Source organism: Gammaproteobacteria bacterium (assembly GCA_029862005.1).
Classification (GTDB): Bacteria; Pseudomonadota; Gammaproteobacteria.
The window spans coordinates 66,244-84,204 of sequence record JAOTYD010000001.1; the positions used below are offsets into that span (position 1 = coordinate 66,244).

General features: G+C 51.6%; 16 protein-coding genes and 2 pseudogenes. 17 read left to right on the forward strand and 1 reads right to left on the reverse strand.

Going from position 1 to position 17,961, the window contains the following annotated elements; genetic code table 11:
• The first annotated feature begins 80 nt into the window (after positions 1–80).
• From OES20_00335 to OES20_00380, 10 genes and pseudogenes are all read left to right on the forward strand, one after another.
• A complete protein-coding gene (locus OES20_00335) occupies positions 81–1,034 on the forward strand; it encodes a hypothetical protein (protein MDH3633128.1) in 954 nt (317 codons plus the stop codon).
• Positions 1,031–1,633: a PilN domain-containing protein gene (locus OES20_00340; protein MDH3633129.1), complete on the forward strand. Its 603-nt coding sequence runs from the start codon at positions 1,031–1,033 to the stop codon at positions 1,631–1,633. The genes OES20_00335 and OES20_00340 overlap by 4 nt, the downstream gene beginning before the upstream one ends.
• Positions 1,626–2,282, forward strand: a complete 657-nt coding sequence (locus OES20_00345) for a hypothetical protein (GenBank protein ID MDH3633130.1) — start codon at positions 1,626–1,628, stop codon at positions 2,280–2,282. Before OES20_00340 ends, OES20_00345 begins: the two co-directional genes overlap by 8 nt.
• Positions 2,283–2,699 (forward strand): hypothetical protein, encoded by a 417-nt coding sequence (locus OES20_00350; protein MDH3633131.1) that lies wholly within the window; start codon positions 2,283–2,285, stop codon positions 2,697–2,699.
• Entirely contained in the window at positions 2,696–4,393 is a 1,698-nt protein-coding gene (mshL, locus tag OES20_00355; GenBank protein MDH3633132.1) for a pilus (MSHA type) biogenesis protein MshL, read from the forward strand. Before OES20_00350 ends, mshL (OES20_00355) begins: the two co-directional genes overlap by 4 nt.
• On the forward strand, positions 4,393–5,196 hold the full coding sequence (locus OES20_00360; protein ID MDH3633133.1) for an AAA family ATPase: 804 nt from the start codon (positions 4,393–4,395) through the stop codon (positions 5,194–5,196). Before mshL (OES20_00355) ends, OES20_00360 begins: the two co-directional genes overlap by 1 nt.
• Positions 5,193–6,569, forward strand: a complete 1,377-nt coding sequence (locus tag OES20_00365; protein MDH3633134.1) for a hypothetical protein — start codon at positions 5,193–5,195, stop codon at positions 6,567–6,569. Before OES20_00360 ends, OES20_00365 begins: the two co-directional genes overlap by 4 nt.
• Positions 6,569–8,307, forward strand: a pseudogene (locus OES20_00370) (ATPase, T2SS/T4P/T4SS family). The gene OES20_00365 and the pseudogene OES20_00370 overlap by 1 nt, the downstream one beginning before the upstream one ends.
• Complete coding sequence (locus tag OES20_00375) at positions 8,307–9,530, forward strand: type II secretion system F family protein (GenBank protein ID MDH3633135.1); 1,224 nt, start codon at positions 8,307–8,309, stop codon at positions 9,528–9,530. Before OES20_00370 ends, OES20_00375 begins: the two are co-directional and overlap by 1 nt.
• Positions 9,527–10,024: a hypothetical protein gene (locus OES20_00380; protein MDH3633136.1), complete on the forward strand. Its 498-nt coding sequence runs from the start codon at positions 9,527–9,529 to the stop codon at positions 10,022–10,024. The genes OES20_00375 and OES20_00380 overlap by 4 nt, the downstream gene beginning before the upstream one ends.
• A 453-nt stretch (positions 10,025–10,477) precedes the next feature.
• Here the strand turns inward: OES20_00380 and OES20_00385 are convergent.
• Positions 10,478–10,591: pseudogene (locus OES20_00385) on the reverse strand (prepilin-type N-terminal cleavage/methylation domain-containing protein).
• A 169-nt stretch (positions 10,592–10,760) separates the two neighbouring features.
• Between OES20_00385 and OES20_00390 the strand changes: the two are divergent.
• The 7 genes from OES20_00390 to mshL (OES20_00420) all read left to right on the forward strand — a co-directional run bounded on the left by OES20_00390 (position 10,761) and on the right by mshL (OES20_00420) (position 17,957).
• On the forward strand, positions 10,761–11,237 hold the full coding sequence (locus OES20_00390) for a prepilin-type N-terminal cleavage/methylation domain-containing protein (GenBank protein ID MDH3633137.1): 477 nt from the start codon (positions 10,761–10,763) through the stop codon (positions 11,235–11,237).
• Positions 11,238–11,313: 76 nt separating this feature from the next.
• Positions 11,314–11,766 carry a prepilin-type N-terminal cleavage/methylation domain-containing protein gene (locus OES20_00395; GenBank protein MDH3633138.1) on the forward strand — a complete coding sequence of 151 codons (453 nt, stop codon included), beginning with the start codon at positions 11,314–11,316 and terminating at the stop codon, positions 11,764–11,766.
• Positions 11,766–12,632, forward strand: coding sequence for a prepilin-type N-terminal cleavage/methylation domain-containing protein (locus OES20_00400; protein ID MDH3633139.1), 867 nt, complete (start codon positions 11,766–11,768; stop codon positions 12,630–12,632). Before OES20_00395 ends, OES20_00400 begins: the two co-directional genes overlap by 1 nt.
• Positions 12,629–13,030 carry a pilus assembly protein MshP gene (locus OES20_00405; protein MDH3633140.1) on the forward strand — a complete coding sequence of 134 codons (402 nt, stop codon included), beginning with the start codon at positions 12,629–12,631 and terminating at the stop codon, positions 13,028–13,030. Before OES20_00400 ends, OES20_00405 begins: the two co-directional genes overlap by 4 nt.
• Positions 13,031–13,240: 210 nt before the next feature.
• Positions 13,241–14,635 carry a sigma-54 dependent transcriptional regulator gene (locus OES20_00410; protein MDH3633141.1) on the forward strand — a complete coding sequence of 465 codons (1,395 nt, stop codon included), beginning with the start codon at positions 13,241–13,243 and terminating at the stop codon, positions 14,633–14,635.
• Between the two features lie 3 nt (positions 14,636–14,638).
• A complete protein-coding gene (locus OES20_00415; GenBank protein ID MDH3633142.1) occupies positions 14,639–16,348 on the forward strand; it encodes an AAA family ATPase in 1,710 nt (569 codons plus the stop codon).
• A 28-nt stretch (positions 16,349–16,376) separates the two neighbouring features.
• Complete coding sequence (gene mshL, locus OES20_00420) at positions 16,377–17,957, forward strand: pilus (MSHA type) biogenesis protein MshL (GenBank protein MDH3633143.1); 1,581 nt, start codon at positions 16,377–16,379, stop codon at positions 17,955–17,957.
• The last annotated feature ends 4 nt before the right edge of the window (positions 17,958–17,961 follow it).

Sequence of the window (17,961 nt, forward strand, 5' to 3'; positions counted from 1 at the left end):
GATTTGCTCGAAGGCAGCCGGTGATCGTGTCCGCTTGCCTGGTCAGCATTAGGTAATAGTGATAACACTTGGAGTAAAAAGTGGGTCTGTTTTCCGCTGCACAAAAAGAGTCTCAAATCGGCGTTGATTTTCTGCCGACTGGAGTAGCAGTCACCCAGGTGCACACCGGGAAGAAGGATCCGGGTGCCGTCATTCGCAGTGAATTCATCGCGGCTGCTGGGACCCAGGCCCAGGTTCAGGCTCTGAAGCAATGGGTGAGCGACAACAACCTGCAAAAAACGCCCTGTGTTTGCCTGGTTGCTGACGATGACTGCGATATATACCAGGTAGAGAGACCCGAAGTCGATGATTCCGAGATGATTCAGGCGGTGTCCTGGAAAATTAAAGACCTTATCAACTATGACGTCACCAATGCGGTAATCGACAGTTATCCCATGCCGGCTTCGAGCAAAAAAAAACAGCAGCAGGTGGGGGTGGTTGCCGCCCGGGAAAACGTTGTCAGTAGCTATGTCGAAAGTATCAAGGCTACCTCCCTCGAGCTGGAAGCACTCGATGTTCATGAACTGGTGCGTTCCAATCTTGAGGCAGTACAAAAAAGCACCGGAGAAAGCCTGACGCTGCTGACGCTGACCTCCGACAAGGGATTACTCAGCGTCTACCACGACACCGATTTATACGTGTCACGCGAGTTCATGATCGGTATCGATCAGCTAGCACAGGCTTCCAGTGACGACCAAGGCATTTTCGATGCATTGTTGCTCGAAATACAGCGCTCGCTGGATTACTTCGAAAGTTTTTACGGTATGGGCAACGTCACCAGTTTGCGCATATTCCCGCAGCTTGACGTGACCGAAAAAATGGCGATGTATCTGCAGAATTTTTCCAACCTCGATATCGACTTTTTGAGCTTCAATAGTGCTCACAATGGAGCGATAAATGACGGGCACACTTCCGGTGAGGTTAAAGAAAGGCCTGTACTCGAACAGCAGTGCTTTCATGCTTACTGTGCAGCCCTGAGGGATTTAAGCCTGTGATCGTTCAGCAAATCAATCTTTACCAGGAACGATTCAGGGAGAAAAAACTCTGGATTTCGGCGACCCAGGTAGCGGCAACATTGTTGATCGTGCTAGCCGCTGGCCTGATTTGGAGTCTCGTGTTGAGCTTCGAGCTGGGTCAGACTGAGCAGCGTAACCTGGCGCTCAAAGCAGACCGGGACAGCGTCGCGGTTGAAGTCGCAGTGGTTAATTCCGAGCTTGCCGAACTGCTTGAAGACAAACGGCTCGATCAGAAAATCGAAGGTACTGCACGCCAGATTTCTGCGCGCAAGCGGGTGTTAAAATTTGTCGAAGCCAACCGGTTTGGTTCTGGAGAAGGGTTCGCGGATTACCTGGTCGCGTTATCGAACCTGCAAGTCGACAATATCTGGCTTAACCGGATCAGGCTGTCAGAGAACTTTGTTCAGCTCAAAGGTAGTGCACTGAGTGCCACGGAGGTTCCGAGTTACTTCGATAGTTTTGGTGAAGAACAGATATTTCAGGGCAATCGCTTCGATTTGTTTCAGCTAAGCCGCGCCAAGGACAGCGACTGGAAAGTGGATTTTGAAATCGCAACCAGTGGTGACTTCAATGAATGACAAGCTGAAACGTTACGCACAGCAGTTTAACGCATATTCCATGCGCGAGCGTGGATTGATTGCGATTTCGATAATTGTTGTGATCTGCTTTTTATGGTGGATTAATTACGCTAGCCCGATGATGCAGAATGTCGAGGCTCTGCAAACGGAAAATCAACGTATCGCTCGCGAAATTGAAAGTAACCGTGCCATTGTGCGCAATACCCGCCAGGCCATCGAAGCAGGAGTTTACCAGGAGAAAGAAAAACAGATACTCAAGCTAAGCAAAGAATTAGCCGCGTTGGAGGATCAACTACAGGTAACCACAATCGAGTTGATCGATCCTGAAAAAATGTTCCTGTTAATGAACGAACTGATTTATCGGGATTCACGCCTGAAGTTGCTAAGTCTCAAGCGCCGTGAAGTCAAACCTGCGATTCCTCCGATCAACGAAGAAGAAGTCGATGAAGTAAGTATTTTCCGGCACGTGCTCGAAATCGAATTTGCCGGTAAGTATCTCGATATTCTCAAGTACATGCAGAAACTCGAGGCGCTCGACTGGAAACTGCTCTGGGACGAGATTGAACTTGCAAGCGACGAATATCCGAATGTTACCGTCAAGGTAGTGATTTCGACATTGTCGACACGCAAAGAATGGGTTGGGATCTAGATGCCGCGCATTGATGCAACATATGTCACGTTAATTGTCTTGATGGCGCCCGCGTTTTCTGGTTTCGGTACTTTGGCCTCGGCGCAGGAACTGCGCGACCCGATGCAACCCCCACCATTTGCGTTGCAGAAATTTCGCGAAGCCAAATGGGCTGGCAAGCCCACGACCTCTAAAGAAAAGGCGGAAAAACCAAAACAGAAACCCCTGCAACTCACATCAATCCTTTATGCAAAGGATCGCAAAATCGCGATCATCAATGATCAGATGCTCGCGGTCGGAGATCGTATCAGGGGTGCCGAGCTGGTTAAGTTGACCCGTGCAACAGCACGCCTTGTGCGCAAGGGGAAGGTGATAAATTTGAGTCTAGACAACAATTTAACAGCGATCAAGAGAAAAGCTGTCGAGAGTGACTTATGATTAGACGACACTTGAGTATTATTTTACTGGCTGGTTTTTTAAGCGCCTGTGCCTCCTCACTAAACCGGGAAATCGCACAACAGAATCGACAAAGCATCGATGATGCATTAAACGAAGCTGCCGCGGTAGCAATACCTGACGTGGAATCACCATCGGATGAAATCCTTGACGACCTGGTGCCGGGAAGCAGTATTGCGGTGCCGGGCCTCGATCAGGATATCGAACTCGAAATCGCATTCGATGTCTCGGTGTCTAATGCTCCGGCGCGTTTATTTTTCATGAGCCTGGTGAAAGATACCAGCGTCAACATGGTGGTGCACCCGAGCGTGGAAGGTGTAATTTCGCTGGATTTGAAGAATGTCACGGTGCGCGAAGTCATGAATCTTACCCGCGAAGTTTATGGCTACGAATACCAGCAAAACCAGACCGGCTATATTGTTTTGCCAGCGCGCATTCAATCGCGAATTTTTCCGGTCGACTATCTCAATGTCAGTCGCGCCGGCGAATCGCTAATGACCGTGAGTTCGGGTCAGATTAAAGATAACGACAACGGAGGCAGCGACAATAATTCGAATTCTGGCTCGACTTCACTTAAATCAAGCAGTATCAATACCATCAGCAAAGCAGATTTCTGGTCTGAACTGCAGTCCACTCTAACTTCGATCGTCGGTGCCGGCGAAGGGCGTTCGATCGTGGTAGATCGTCATTCCGGCCTGGTCATCGTGCGCGCCATGCCGGGTGAGTTGCGTGATGTTGAAGCCTATCTCAATAATGCGCAGGATAACTTGCAGCGCCAGGTGATACTCGAGGCCAAGGTGATCGAGGTCGATCTCAACGACAGTTTCCAGTCTGGTATTGACTGGGCCGCGATATCGTCCAGTCGCGACCTGGCGGTCGGTAACGCCGGTGTAGTCAGGGGCACCGGGCGAGTGCTTGCGGACGAGGCCGGCGCACCCCTGCTCAATGCGGCTGGCGACGCGGTGATTTCATCCGGCCTCGATGTCAGCAATATTCCGTACGCTAATTTGTTTGCCGTGGGCAGTTCTTCGAGCACCTTTGCCTCGCTGATTACTTTTCTCAGCACCCAGGGTAACGTACATGTATTGTCGAGCCCGCGTGTCTCCACGGTCAATAATCAAAAGGCGGTGATCAAGGTGGGCTCAGACGAATTCTTTGTTACCGAAGTTTCCTCCGACAGTACCAGTACAGCCAGCGGGACTACCACGACTCCCGAGCTGACTTTGACCCCGTTTTTCTCGGGAATTGCGCTGGACGTAACGCCACAGATTAGCGAGAAGGGTGAAGTTATATTGCATATCCATCCAAGTATTAGCGAGGTCGACGACCAGTTGAAGGTCATAACCCTGGGTGGCGAAACCTTTGAGCTGCCGCTGGCGTTAAGCACGGTGCGCGAATCGGACTCTATCGTAAAGGCCCAGAACGGTCAGGTGGTTGTCATCGGTGGGCTCATGAAAAACATTACCAGCGATGAGCTCGGCGCGGTTCCGGGTGCTGCCGATATACCGTTTTTCGGCGAGGCATTTAAGCAAAAGCGCAAACTCAATCGACGCAGCGAGCTCGTAATCCTGTTACGGCCGATTGTCGTCGACAATAACAAGGTCTGGACTAACTATATTCAAAAAAGCGCTGAGCGCGTTCAACAGATCAATATAAATCCTGTGAAAGGTGAGTAATGTACGAACAATACTATGGACTCGCTGAAAAGCCATTCGACCTGACCCCGGATACCGGATTTTTCTACCAGTCAATTACCCACAGGGAAGCACTCAACGTCTTACGGGTGGCTATCAGATCCGGTGATGGATTCATCAAGGTGACCGGCGAGGTAGGCACGGGCAAGACCCTGCTGTGTCGAAAATTGTTGCAGGCGTTAGAGAAAAATTTCGATACCATTTACATCCCCAATCCCTACATGGGTTGCAATGCGTTGTTCCACGCAATTTTAGTCGAAATGGGCATCACGGATAGACTGAACAAGGCCAATTATCTTACCTGTATCAACGAGTATTTAATCGAAAACGCGCACCGACATCGCGGCACGGTCATCATTCTCGATGAAGCGCAATCGATGCCGCAAGAGAGCCTGGAGGCGATTCGATTACTCAGTAACCTCGAAACGCGCAAACGGAAACTGGTACAAATCGCTATGTTCGGTCAACCCGAGCTCGATGTCAGGTTGGCACAAAACACCAGCCGGCAACTCAAACAGAGAATCGTGCATTCTTATCAACTCAAACCTCTAAACCAGGCGTCAGTTCGATCGTATCTTCAGCACCGCATCAAAGCGGCGGGCTATCGTGGACCGGAGTTATTTGATAATGCTGCGCAACGTCGGCTTTACAAACACAGCCACGGAATTCCCAGAGTTATCAACGTCTTGTGCAACAAGGCACTGATGCTTTCCTACGCCAGTGGTGAATTCTACGTCAAGGGCAGGCACATTGAGGTCGCCGCTGCCGACAGCCAGATGCAATGAGTGTTATTAATAACGTTCTCAAGGATCTTGAAAGCAGGGAAAGTCAGTTTACCCCAATCGAAATTGATGCGGTCGGACTCAGGCCCGCCCCGGCGCGTGATCTGAAACCACTGTTATTGGCTGGATTGTTGCTATTGCTATTGATGGTGGCGGCAGGGATTTACCTGCTGGATCATTTCACCGGCAGTCAGGTTTTTCCGTCAACGGCGATGCCCGGCCCGGCCCCATCAGTCGCTGAACAGCCGGTGACGGAACCAGAAATCAAGGAAGTCGTGGTCACGGATCAAATGATCGGTAATCAGATTATCGGTTTGCAGATCCGCGAATCCGAAGACGATATGCGTATGGAGTTCGCGTTGCGCGACAAGGTAGTAGCGTTCCTGAAGGAGCGTGGCGAAAATAGGTTTAGTTACCATTTGCGTGATATCGAAAGCCAGATATTGGCACCGGTGATAAGCGATAACCGCTGGATCCGGAAACTCGTTATCACTTCCTCTGATTCAGGGGTAGACGTCAGTTTTCAGACCGCAGAGGATATCCTGGTCGAAACTCGCCAGAGCCTGGTTAACGGCGAACCGAACTGGGTCATTAATTTGCGTAAGCCTGCTGAGCCGGTGGTGATCGATACCGCGGTTAAAAATGTTGCCGTCGATGAACCTGCCACGATCGATACGAAGCGGGTTTTGGAAACAGTAGAACTTGAAGCAAACCAAACAGCTGTGGACGAAGTCGAACCAGAGTCGCGACAATCCCTCGCCCCCGAGGAGTCAGCCGTTGTTAGTCTTGATATAAAATCGACCAATCCGAATGCAAAATCGATCAATCAACTCGGCTATGCGCTCGAATTAATCAACAAACGTCGGTTTGCGAAGGCCCAGGCGATATTGCAGGAACTACTGGGTGGTAGCGAGGACTACGCGGCCCGCCAGCATTTGCTCGCACTTTACAACAGCCAGAATCGGAGCGATCGATTTCGGCGCCTGATACGCGATTCGATGGCGAAGTATCCCGACGATACACTGTTTAAAACCGAGTACGCTCGGTCGCTATACCAATCAGCAGCTTACACCGCGGTGGTCCAGCTGTTTGCCACCGAGGATCCGGTGGACGCAAATCAACAGTCGCTGTTGGCGGCCAGTTATCAGCGCCTTGACGAGCATCAAAATGCGATCAGGCATTACCAACTCGCGCTCGAGCAGGATGTGACCAATGCCAAAAACTGGATCGGACTCGGCATTTCCCAGGAGCACACTGCAGCGTTTGAAGACGCGCTGAACTCTTACCAACGTGCCGCGAAACTGGGTAATTTGAATGCTCGCCTGCAGGCATTTGTTGACAAGAAACGTCGCACGCTAGCGCAGGTGTTGAATTAATGGCGTTCACCAAAAAAATCAGGCTGGGTGATCTGCTCGTTGATAAAGGGCTGATCACCGAGCAGCAGTTGCAGCACGCGCTTAGCGAGCAAAAGAAACTGGGTCGAAAACTCGGTGGCACTCTAGTAGAGCTGGGCATGATCGATGAAGACAGCCTGCTCAATCTGCTGGCCAGCCAATTGAGTATTCCGTTAATCGATATCAATAACTACAACTACAATAACGACGTTGCCAAGCTGTTGCCGGAGTCGATTGCGAGACGCTACCGAGCGCTTGTAATCGAAGATCGTGATCGCGATTACCTGGTGGAATGGCGGATCCCACCGATATTTACGCGCTTGATGAAATTCAGTCCAAATTGAAAAAACCGGTGAGTCAGGCGATCGTGCGCGAGTCCGCGCTACTAGAAAACTTTGACCTGGTTTATCGACGCACCGAAGAAATCAGCGCACTGGCATCCGAGCTCGGACAGGATCTCACCGAATCGGCTACTGATCTCAATGAAATGTTGCAGTCCGAAATGGTCGATGCACCAGTTGCGAAACTGTTGCAATCAATTTTCGAAGATGCGGTTCAGGTTGGGGCTTCGGATATCCATATCGAACCCGACCAGCATGTGATTCGAGTACGTCAGCGAATCGATGGCGTGCTTTACGAGCAAGTCATGCAGGAAACCCAGATCGCGCCGGCGGTAGTGGTGCGCTTGAAACTCATGTGCGGGCTGAATATCTCTGAAAAAAGGCTGCCGCAGGACGGTCGCTTTCACGTATTAGTCAACCATCGCGATATCGATGTGCGATTGTCGACCATGCCGGTGCAATACGGCGAATCGGTGGTCATGCGCCTGCTAGATCAGACCAGCGGTGCGCTTGATCTGGAACAACTGGGTATGCCGCCGGAATTGCTGCACCGATTTCGAAAAAATTTCCATTTGCCCAACGGCATGGTTCTGGTTACCGGGCCTACCGGAAGTGGTAAAACCACCACGCTCTACGCTGCGCTTTCGGAATTAAACGTAAAAGAGTCGAAAATTGTCACGGTTGAAGACCCAGTCGAGTATCGTCTCGATCGCATCAGCCAGGTGCAGGTTAATCCGCGCATCGGCTTAAGCTTTGCCAGCGTACTGCGTTCCGCCTTGCGCCAGGATCCGGACATCATCATGGTAGGTGAAATGCGCGATGCCGAGACCGTCGAAATTGGTGTTAGCGCGGCGATGACAGGGCACCTGGTGCTGTCGACACTGCACACCAATGACACCATATCGACAGCAACTCGCCTCATGGATATGGGTGTCGAGGGTTATTTACTCGCCTCCACGTTGCGTACCATCATTGCCCAGCGCCTGGTGCGTAAGGTTTGCCCAAGCTGTAGTGAAGACTATTCCCCGACCGAGTTCGAGGCCGGTTGGCTGCGCGATGATCTGTTGATTGATATCAACCAGTATCGATATAAGAAAGGCAACGGTTGCAAGCAATGCGGAGAAACCGGGTACCAGGGACGTATGGGTGTTTACGAGCTGCTCGACATGAATGCGGAGTTAGCCGAAAAACTACGCCATGACGATTCGCAGGGTTTTGTCGAGGCGGCCGAGCGCGCGCCCGGCTACCAACCGCTGGTCATGGTCGCACATACTCACGCTGCTAGTGGCCTGACGACGATCGAAGAAATGCTGCGCCTGGCCGGTGAAGTGCCTGATGATGTGCTCGATCATCCTCCGGTGCGGGATATAAACGACTAATGCCTTTTTACGAGTTCAAGGGTAGAAATAGCAACGGGCAACCGGTCGACGGTGAAATCGAAGGCTCGAGCACCAACGCCGTCGCGGGCCTGTTGATGGATCGCGGCATTATCCCGATATCGATCGTCGAAAAGACAGAGCAGATAGACGTCATTGAGGTTATTAAGGATCGCTTCGATCTGCACAAGATCAGTATCGAGGAACTGCTGATGTTTACCCGGCAGATGGGAGCGTTAATTAAGGCGGGTATTCCGATTACGCGAGCGATCACGGGGATCCTTGAATCGGCAGAAAATCCTCTGCTGATAAGATCCTTGCGAGATATCCTTGAACAACTCGAATCGGGGCGCAGCCTGTCGATTTCATGCGCTCGTCATCCCAAGGTGTTCTCGAATCTTTACATCAGCATGATCCAGGTTGGTGAAAATACCGGTCGCCTGGAAGAGTCATTTACATTGATGGCGGACTATATCGATCGTAATCGACGCATCACGCAAAATATCAAGACCGCATTACGTTATCCGACCACAGTGATAATTGCGATTGCAATTGCGATGGCGATTGTTAATTTGTTCGTGATTCCCAAGTTTGCAAGTTTTTTCGAGGCAAACAAACTCGAATTGCCCTGGCAGACGCTGTTGCTGCTGAACACCTCCAACTTTGTCGTCGAATACTGGATGTATATCGGCGCCGCGTTAATTGTCGCAGTTTTAGGATTCAAGCATTACATCAATACCCCGGATGGACGCTACCGATGGCACAGATTTATCGTCAAAGCACCTGTTGTTGGCGAAATACTGCACCGCTCGTTTATGGCACGTTTCGCGCGCTCCTTCGCGATGGCTTATAGTGCCGGGGTTCCAATTGTTCAGGCGATGGGTGTGATTTCACGCTCGATCGGAAATGATTATATTTCAGGTCACGTCAACGGTATGCGCGAAGGCATCGAGCGTGGCGAGGCGTTAACACGAACCGCAAATCAGACTCGCATGTTTACGCCGGTGGTCATGCAAATGTTTGCAGTTGGTGAAGAAGCCGGTAATCTCGACGAAATGATGACCTTCATTGCTGACTTCTATGAAGAAGAAGTCGATTACGACGTCAAAACCCTGTCGGATAAAATTGAACCATTGATCTATGTCGCAATCGGCGGACTGGTGCTGGTGCTTGCACTGGGTATCTTCGTGCCGATGTGGGATGTGGCGAAGCTCGCGGGGCGATGAATACGATCGGCTCCCATCCGGGGGCGATACTATTTCGGCTCAGTATCATGGTTATCCTGATTGCGATCTTGACAGTAATATTCTTTTCCTATGTCGACGATACCGAAAGAGAGCTGGAACGCGCGTCTGTGCTGCAGACCAAGAAGATTATCGATAGCGCGCTTGCGGTTGTTTTTGCAACCTACGCGACCAAGAATCGTCTGCATCAGCTGAACGAACTTGATGGCGGCAACCCCTTCGTTTTTCTCAAGGAATACCAAATACTGCCGCCCGCCTATGTCGGTGAAATCGGCCATGATTTGAGCACAGAAGAGATACCAGGCTGGTATTACCTGAGGCATCGCAGGCAGGTTGTTTACCATTCGAATTTCAATCAACCCGATAGCTATTTCACAATCGTGTTGAACTACCAGGACAACGACAAGTCAGGCTCATACGAGCCAGCTACCGATAAGTTTCAAAGTCTTCGATTCGTCAAGATTGCTGAATTATGAGTTGGTATCACTTTCACCTCGGCGTGCAATAGTTCAAAAGACAGGTAAAAACTGGAGGCCTGTCGGCCAGCTTTACAGGTATTTGATTGGAACGTGACTTGCAGCCAACACAAAAAACCCGCGACTGGCGCGGGTTTTTATTGTGTAGGCAGGAATATCTTCTTAAGGACCGGTGCACACCACTGTGGCGGTAGCTGCTACGCCAAGGGCGGCAGTATCCGTGATGGTGCAGGTATAAGTGTCGCCCGCCGCAGCACAAGCGCCCGCGCCGGCCGCACTGTCGATACCAGTGGGGAAGGCTCCAGATTGAAATAAAGGCGCAAGGCTTGCTTCGGCGCAGTCGTCGTTGGCGCTGGTCATGGCCACGCCACCGCCGTTGACAATGTTGGCTGCATAGTTGATTGCCGCGGCCGATGAAATTTCGGCAGCTACACCACTATTGGCGGCATTGGCGGCATCGCCCGACAAATCTTCGAACTTACCCAGGGCAGTAACTCCGAGAATTCCCAGCAGAACGATAACGACGACCAGTTCTACCAGCGTGAAACCCTTTTGTGTCTTATACATGTTTTATACTCCCTACCGTAGAGTAAAAATGTTTGATGACTTTTTGAGTATAGTTCAAATAATCCAAGTTAAAGTAATATAGGCTATAAATGCTATAAGTAAATGATTTCTGTCAGATTTATTTTGTGAAATTATTCAAAATTGGACCTGAAACGGTGACCTGAATCACATGAGTCTAGTAAAAAATTACCACAATGCAGGATTTTCTCTGGTCGAGTTGTTAACCGTGATTTTATTGCTCGGAATACTCGGTATCGTCGCGCTGGGGCGCTTCACCGACCAGAACTTGATCGCTGCAAGAGGATTTTTCGACGATACCGTGAACGCGGTGCGTTTTGCGCAGAAACTCGCGCTCAGTACCGGTTGTGACGTGCGCGTCATCACCACCGCGAGCAGTTATCAACTGCGTCAATCTTCGACCTGTACTGCCAATGACTTCACCAACCCGGTTGTCAATCCGGCGAATCGTGGCAATAACTACCAGAACGTCGATATTCCCTCAGGTTTTTCGTTGACTGCCGGTAACATCACGTTCGATGCACGTGGCCGACGCGAAGGGGCAACTTCGGATTTCACCGTCAGCGACGGCTCGACAACCTACAGCTTTCGCGTGCACGCCAGCACCGGCCTGGTCGAGGTGCTCTAGTTCGTGTCCTGTTCTCCTTACGGTCAACGTTTTCAAGCCTCGTTGAACTCGACGTTATCAGGGGTATAGAGCACTGATGCGTCGGCAATCTGCTTTCACCCTGATCGAAATTATCGTCACCATCATCGTGATCGGCGTCGCTGCCACCGCATTGTTGGGCGTATTTGCCAACATGATTCGTGGCAGTGCTGATCCGATGATCCAGCAACAGGCAACTACGATTGCCGAAGCCTATCTGGAAGAAATCATGCTGCGGGCATATGACGATCCACAGGTGGCCGAATCGGGCGGGGCCGAGGCCGGTGAAACCCGTCCGACCTATGATGATGTGCAGGATTACAATAGCCTCGGTACTACGCAGGTGCGTGATCAGAACAATAATCCAATCGCTGCATTGAGCGATTACCAGGTTAGCGTTACTGTCAACGGGGCTGTACTCAATGCGGTTGCGGCGATGCAGATTGATGTCAGTGTTAGTCATCCGGCAACGGGTACTATCGTGTTAAGCGCCTTCCGGACCGATTACTGATGCATAGGCCCATCGCTCAATCCGGATTCTCGCTGGTTGAACTGATCGTCGTAGTTGTAGTGCTCGGGGTGCTGGCGGGTGGCGCCGGGCTTTTGATTCTCCAGCCAATCGAAGCTTACGATGACCAGGTGCGTCGCCAGCAACTCGTCGACCAGGGTGAAATGGCGCTGCGCCAGATTGCGCGTGATGTACGCCGGGCGTTGCCGAACAGTGTTCGTGTCGCGCCTTTCGGGGCGGGATTTGCGGTCGAAATGGTGAATACGGTTGACGGCGCCCGCTATCGCGACGAGGTGGGCGGTGAATTCATTACCGCCAACGATACGCTCGAGTTCGCCACAAGTGATACCGATTTCAACCTGCTTGGCCTGTTCAATACTCCGGGCGTGCTCACCCCCGGACGCCGCCTGGTAATTTACAATACCTCGGCCGCCGGGATTTATACCGACGCGGCGTTAAACAACAATCCGGGTATCGTTACCACCGTCGGAACCACGTTAACCCTGTCGACTGTTACGCCGGCAACCGAGGACGACGAACACCATATCAACATGAACCCGGCATTTCAGTTTGCGCAGCAGTCGCCGGGGCAGCGTGTTTTCGTGATCGACGGGCCGACCAGCTATATTTGCGATCCGGCCACAAATCGGATGCTGCGATACAGTAACTACGCCTTTAGTGCGGCGCAACCAACGCCTCCGGTGGGCGGCACCAGCGGTGTGGTCATATCGCAGTTGAGCGGCTGCAGTATGACCTATAGCCCGGGAACCTCGCAGCGAGGCGGTATACTGACCATTGAAATCACCGTTACTGACAGCGGTGAATCGATTAATTTATTGCACCAGGTGCACGTGGTGAACGTGCCATGAAAACTCTGCAGCGCGGTTTTTCGCTGATTACGGCAATATTCCTGCTGGTCGTCGTTGCCGCCCTGGTGGTCTATATGACCAATATACGCGCGGTACAGCAGACCACGCTGGTTTACGGGGTGCAGGGTGCACGGGCAACCCAGGCGGCTCGCAGCGGCATTGAATGGGGAATTTACCAGTCAATTGTCAATGGCAGCTGTGCCGGGTCGGCGAGCTTCACCGATCCTGCATTCGCAGGCTTTAACATCGAAGTCCAATGTGGCCAGACTACCCATATCGAAGGTACTACGCCGATCGATACGTTTCAGTTAACCGCGATCGCGAGCAGCGGCATCTATGGTTCGCTCGACTACGTTCAACGTCGAATCCAGGCAACCGTTTCTCAGGATCCGCCCTAGTGGTATCCGCTTATCAGCGAGAAGCGAATGAGAAACCTTGAAGCAGTTAACAGAGATGCGCGGTTATTGTCGATAAACTCGACACTTACTTGCAGTTCAACTTAAATTTCCTTTTATATTTCAGATACTTTTAATTCAATATTAAAGTATGATTTGAGTTGTTGAAATATAGACACTATACTTGATTGATTAAACGCTGGGTTACTTCGAATGCCGCTGGACAGTGAAAAGAAACCAACACTGTTACTGGTCGACGATGATGCAATTATCGCCGACAGTCTCGAGTATGTGCTCAGTGAAGAATATGAAATCGAGCGCGCTTCAGATCGAGCCTCCAGCTTCCAGTTGATGAGCCAGATGACTGACTCGCCGACGCTGGCACTGGTCGACCTCGGGCTACCGCCCAATACGCATCGTCCCGATGAAGGTCTGGCGGTAATCAGAAAGATATCGCAGTTGCATCCGTCCACCCGTATCCTGGTCCTGTCCGGACAGGACAACAAGAAACACCTGTTTCAGGCCAAGGCCGACGGTGCTGTCGATTTTATCGCCAAGCCCTGTGATATCGCTGAAATCAGGGTGCGCCTGAAACGCCAGATCATCGCCGGCGGTGGCGCCGATTCAGGGCACGATGATATCGAAGGCATTGTCGGTTCCAGCGAAGAAATCGAACTGCTGCGTATGCAAATTCGCCAGCTGGCAGATTCACCCTACCCGGTGCTGATCGAAGGTGAGTCTGGAAGTGGCAAGGAAGTGGCCGCGCGCAATCTACATCGCTGCAGTTCGCGCAACCAGGCACCCTTCATGACCCTGAATTGCGCCGCCTTCAACGGTGAATTACTCGAGTCGCAGCTGTTTGGGCACGTCAAGGGTGCATTTACGGGGGCCACCGACACCAAGAACGGATTTTTTGCAGAGGCTGGCTCGGGGACTTTATTGCTTGACGAAGTGGCCGACCTGCCGCTGGATCTGCAGGCCAAGCTACTGCGTGTACTTGAAAATGGCGAGTACTATCGGCTTGGCGAAACCCAGCCGCGACACTCCTCGGCACGGGTTCTGGCGGCCACTAACAAGGATATTTTTTCGGCCATCAAGAGTAACCAGTTCCGTGAAGATTTATACCATCGCCTCAGTGTTCTGACCCTACGCGTGCCCTCGCTTAAAGAACGCAACGGCGACAAGAATGAATTACTGTTTTACTTCATGCAGCAGGTCGCTGAAGAAGTGGCTGCATTTCAGCTCGATGAAGATGCACTAAGGCTTTGGAATGATTATACATTTCCGGGAAATGTGCGAGAATTGCGCAACATAATAATCAGGCTTTCAGCGAAGTATCCAGGACAGACCATAAAACCTGAGGTGCTGAAGAGGGAAATGTCAGGACTACAGCGACACAACGGTTCGTCTAGCAACGAAGACTGGCTTAATAATGCCTTGCACGACAGCGGTTTTCAGCTTGATCAATTGCTCAAGGCGGTTGAAAAAGAAGTGATCGATCTGGCGATGCACAAGCACGATGGCAATGTCAGCAAGGCGGCTGAAATGCTGGGCATCAACCGGACGACCCTGTATGGCCGCATGGACCGGCTCGAGGTCAAGGAATAGATCATGTACGAAGACTATTTCGGCCTCGAACGTCCGCCGTTTAAAATTACTCCGGACACCAGCTTATTCTACGAAGGCGGCAAACGTGGCGATATTCTCGCCGCGCTGGTATACGCAATTCATCGCGGTGAAGGCATCATCAAGGTTGTCGGTGAAGTCGGCAGCGGCAAGACCATGCTGTGTCGAATGCTGCAGCTCAAGTTACCGGACACGATAGAAATCGTCTACATCGCCAATCCGAGTGTATCGCCTGAGGATATTCTGTTTGTCATCGCACACGAGTTGGCGCTGCCGGTGACCAAGGATGATTCCAAGCATGAAGTCATGCATCTGTTGCAGGATTACCTGCTGCAGCGGCACATGGAAAACAAGCAGGTGGTCCTGTTCATCGAGGAGGCGCAGGGCATGCCGCTCGATACGCTCGAGGAAATCCGGCTGTTGTCAAATCTCGAGACGGATCAAAACAAGCTGCTGCAAATCGTCCTGTTCGGGCAACCTGAACTGGATCACAACCTGGCACAACAGTCGATTCGACAATTACGTGAACGGATTACGCACAGTTTTGATCTTGAGCCATTGACGCAGGATGAAATACATAATTACCTGAATTTCCGCATGCGGGAGGTGGGTTACACCGGCCCAGAATTGATTAATCCCACGGTCGCGAAGAAGGTCGAGCAACATTCGAATGGACTATTACGCCGCATCAATATCATTGCCGACAAAATCCTGCTGTCGGCGTTTGCAGAGGGTACCCACAACCTCAGCGCCAAGCACGTAACCGCGGCCGTTAACGATAGCACTTTTAATCCGAAGGTGCCGCGCAGATCCCGCGCTTTGTGGTGGCTCGGCATTCTGGTCGTCATTGCGCTGGCCGTGGCACTTTACCAGACCCGGTCACAATGGACCTCGATCCAGGTTTCGGATTTGTGGACTTCGACCCAGGCCTCGGATCAGATGCCCAAATCGGAAAATGCTGCAGAAATTGACAATCCGGTCACAGATATTGCGCCCCGGGCATTAGAAACTGATGCGACGTTAAAAACGGATGGGAGCGCTGAAGCCGACTCTAGTGATGCACCGGTTAAGGTTGCTACAGAGCCCGTATTGAGCACGGATGCAACACCGGCCGAAACGGTGACCCAGGAGAGCATACAGACACCAGACCCGTTGGTGCAGGAAGCTGCAGTATCGGATCAGCCGTCCGAAAAAAAGATTACAAAGGTCGATGTGGCCGTGCTGCAGGCGACGGAAAAGGAACCGGTTGAAGCTGCACCGGTACCGGTTGTAGAAGACGAAGTCCTGCAGAGTGCGCTTGATCAGGCCGCCTCGAGCGATGCGCTCGTGACTGATAGCAGCAGTGATCTGGGCTTGACCGCGGATTACGATCAGTGGCTAAATGCAAAGTTGCGTGAGAGCCGTGACTGGCTGGTGAACGCAAACCGGGATAACGTGTCGATCCAGGTCCTGATGCGCAGTAAATCCGCCGCGCGAGAACTGGTCTATTATTTACGTAATGAATGGCCGCTGGATTTGTCGCAAACGTATTTGTACGAGGTAAACACCGATACCAGAAGCATCTATCGGGTTTTTTATAGCGAGTTTAATTCTCTATCCCTGGGCAGGAATCAACTGGAACGTCTGCCCGATTCGGTAAAGAAAAATTCGCCTTACCTGCATTCGGTTTACCGGATGCAGAAAGCCTTGCTGTAGCAGTCCGTAATATAACTGGAATAAAACGATGAAAAAAATTGTATTGTTACTTGCTCTCGTAAACCTGGTAGCCTGTGCGAGTCTCATGGAAGACAGAGACGAACGCCTCAAGGTCGTGGATAGCCACGTCGATACGCCGCCTCCGGCAGTTGAGCAGGCCGCCCCTGGAATACCTCCAGTGGTCGAGCAGGTACCAATCATAGCGGCGCCTGAGCCTGCGGAACCCATGCAAACCTACACCGTCGTTGCGACCGATTTACCGGCGAATGAATTGCTGTTTGCGCTGGCTCGCGATGCCCGACTGAATCTTGATATCGATCCCGCGATCGATGGCCGTGTCAGCATCAATGCCATCGACCAGACCTTGCCCCAGATATTGAAGCGGATCTCGCGCCAGGTTCAGTTGCGCTATTATCTCGACGGCCCGAACCTGGTAGTCGAACAGGATCGACCCTTTGTCCGCCTTTACCGAATTGAATATCTTAATATGTCGCGAGTAACCACCTCTAGCGTTGGTATCGAGACAGCATTAGCTGCTGGCGACGAAGACACCGGCAGCACTGGTGATTCGTCCACCTCGGTCAGTAATGAATCCAATAACGATTTCTGGCAAACTCTGGAGGCGAATATCGGTTTGCTGGCCAATAGCGGCGACGTGGAGGGCACGGTTATCTCGAACCGGGAATCCGGTACCATTTCGGTACTGACAACCTCCAGCGCGCATGAAGATATTCAGCGATTCATTGATTCAGTGATGGGCAGCGCGCGTCGGCAGGTGCTGATCGAAGCCACGGTGGTTGAAGTTACCCTCAACGATGAATTTCAGGCCGGCATCGACTGGAGGCGAATGGCCGTCGGCGATGGTTGGACGGTGGGACAGGAACTGCTAGGCTCGACAACGACGCTCGGATCGCTATCCGGGGGAGGACCCGTTGTGGAGGCCGCTTACCTCAACACCAATTCAGACCGGGATATTACCGCCGCGATAAGGGCGCTGGATACCTTTGGCGATGTATCGGTTATGTCGAGCCCGAAAATCATGGCCCTGAATAATCAGACTTCGTTGCTGAAAGTTGCCGACAACACGGTTTATTTTGAAATAGATGCAACCACTGATACCGATGAAGGCGTGACAACCAGAACCTTTAATACCAATATAAAAACAGTTCCGGTTGGCTTCGTCATGAATGTAACACCGTTCATAACCGCAGATAATGAAGTCATCCTCAATATTCGTCCTACCATCACGCGGATACTGAGATTTGTAAATGATCCCAACCCTACCCTCGCGGAAGCAGGTGTTACATCACAGGTTCCGGAAATCCAGGTCCGTGAAATGGAATCCGTGCTCAGGGTAACAAGCGGTGATACCGCGGTCATCGGGGGCTTGATGCAGGATACCGCCAGTAAAAATGACGCTGGGTTACCAGGGCTGCACGATGCCAAGGGATTCGGACTGTTGTTTGGCACGAAAACACGTGAATTCGATAAATCAGAGCTGGTTATTTTCCTGCGGCCACGGATATTGGACAATGCCAGCATCGAGACCAACCTGAGCGACTTTAAGAAATTTTTGAAACCCGAGGCATTCTCTGGGACCGCGGAATAAGAGA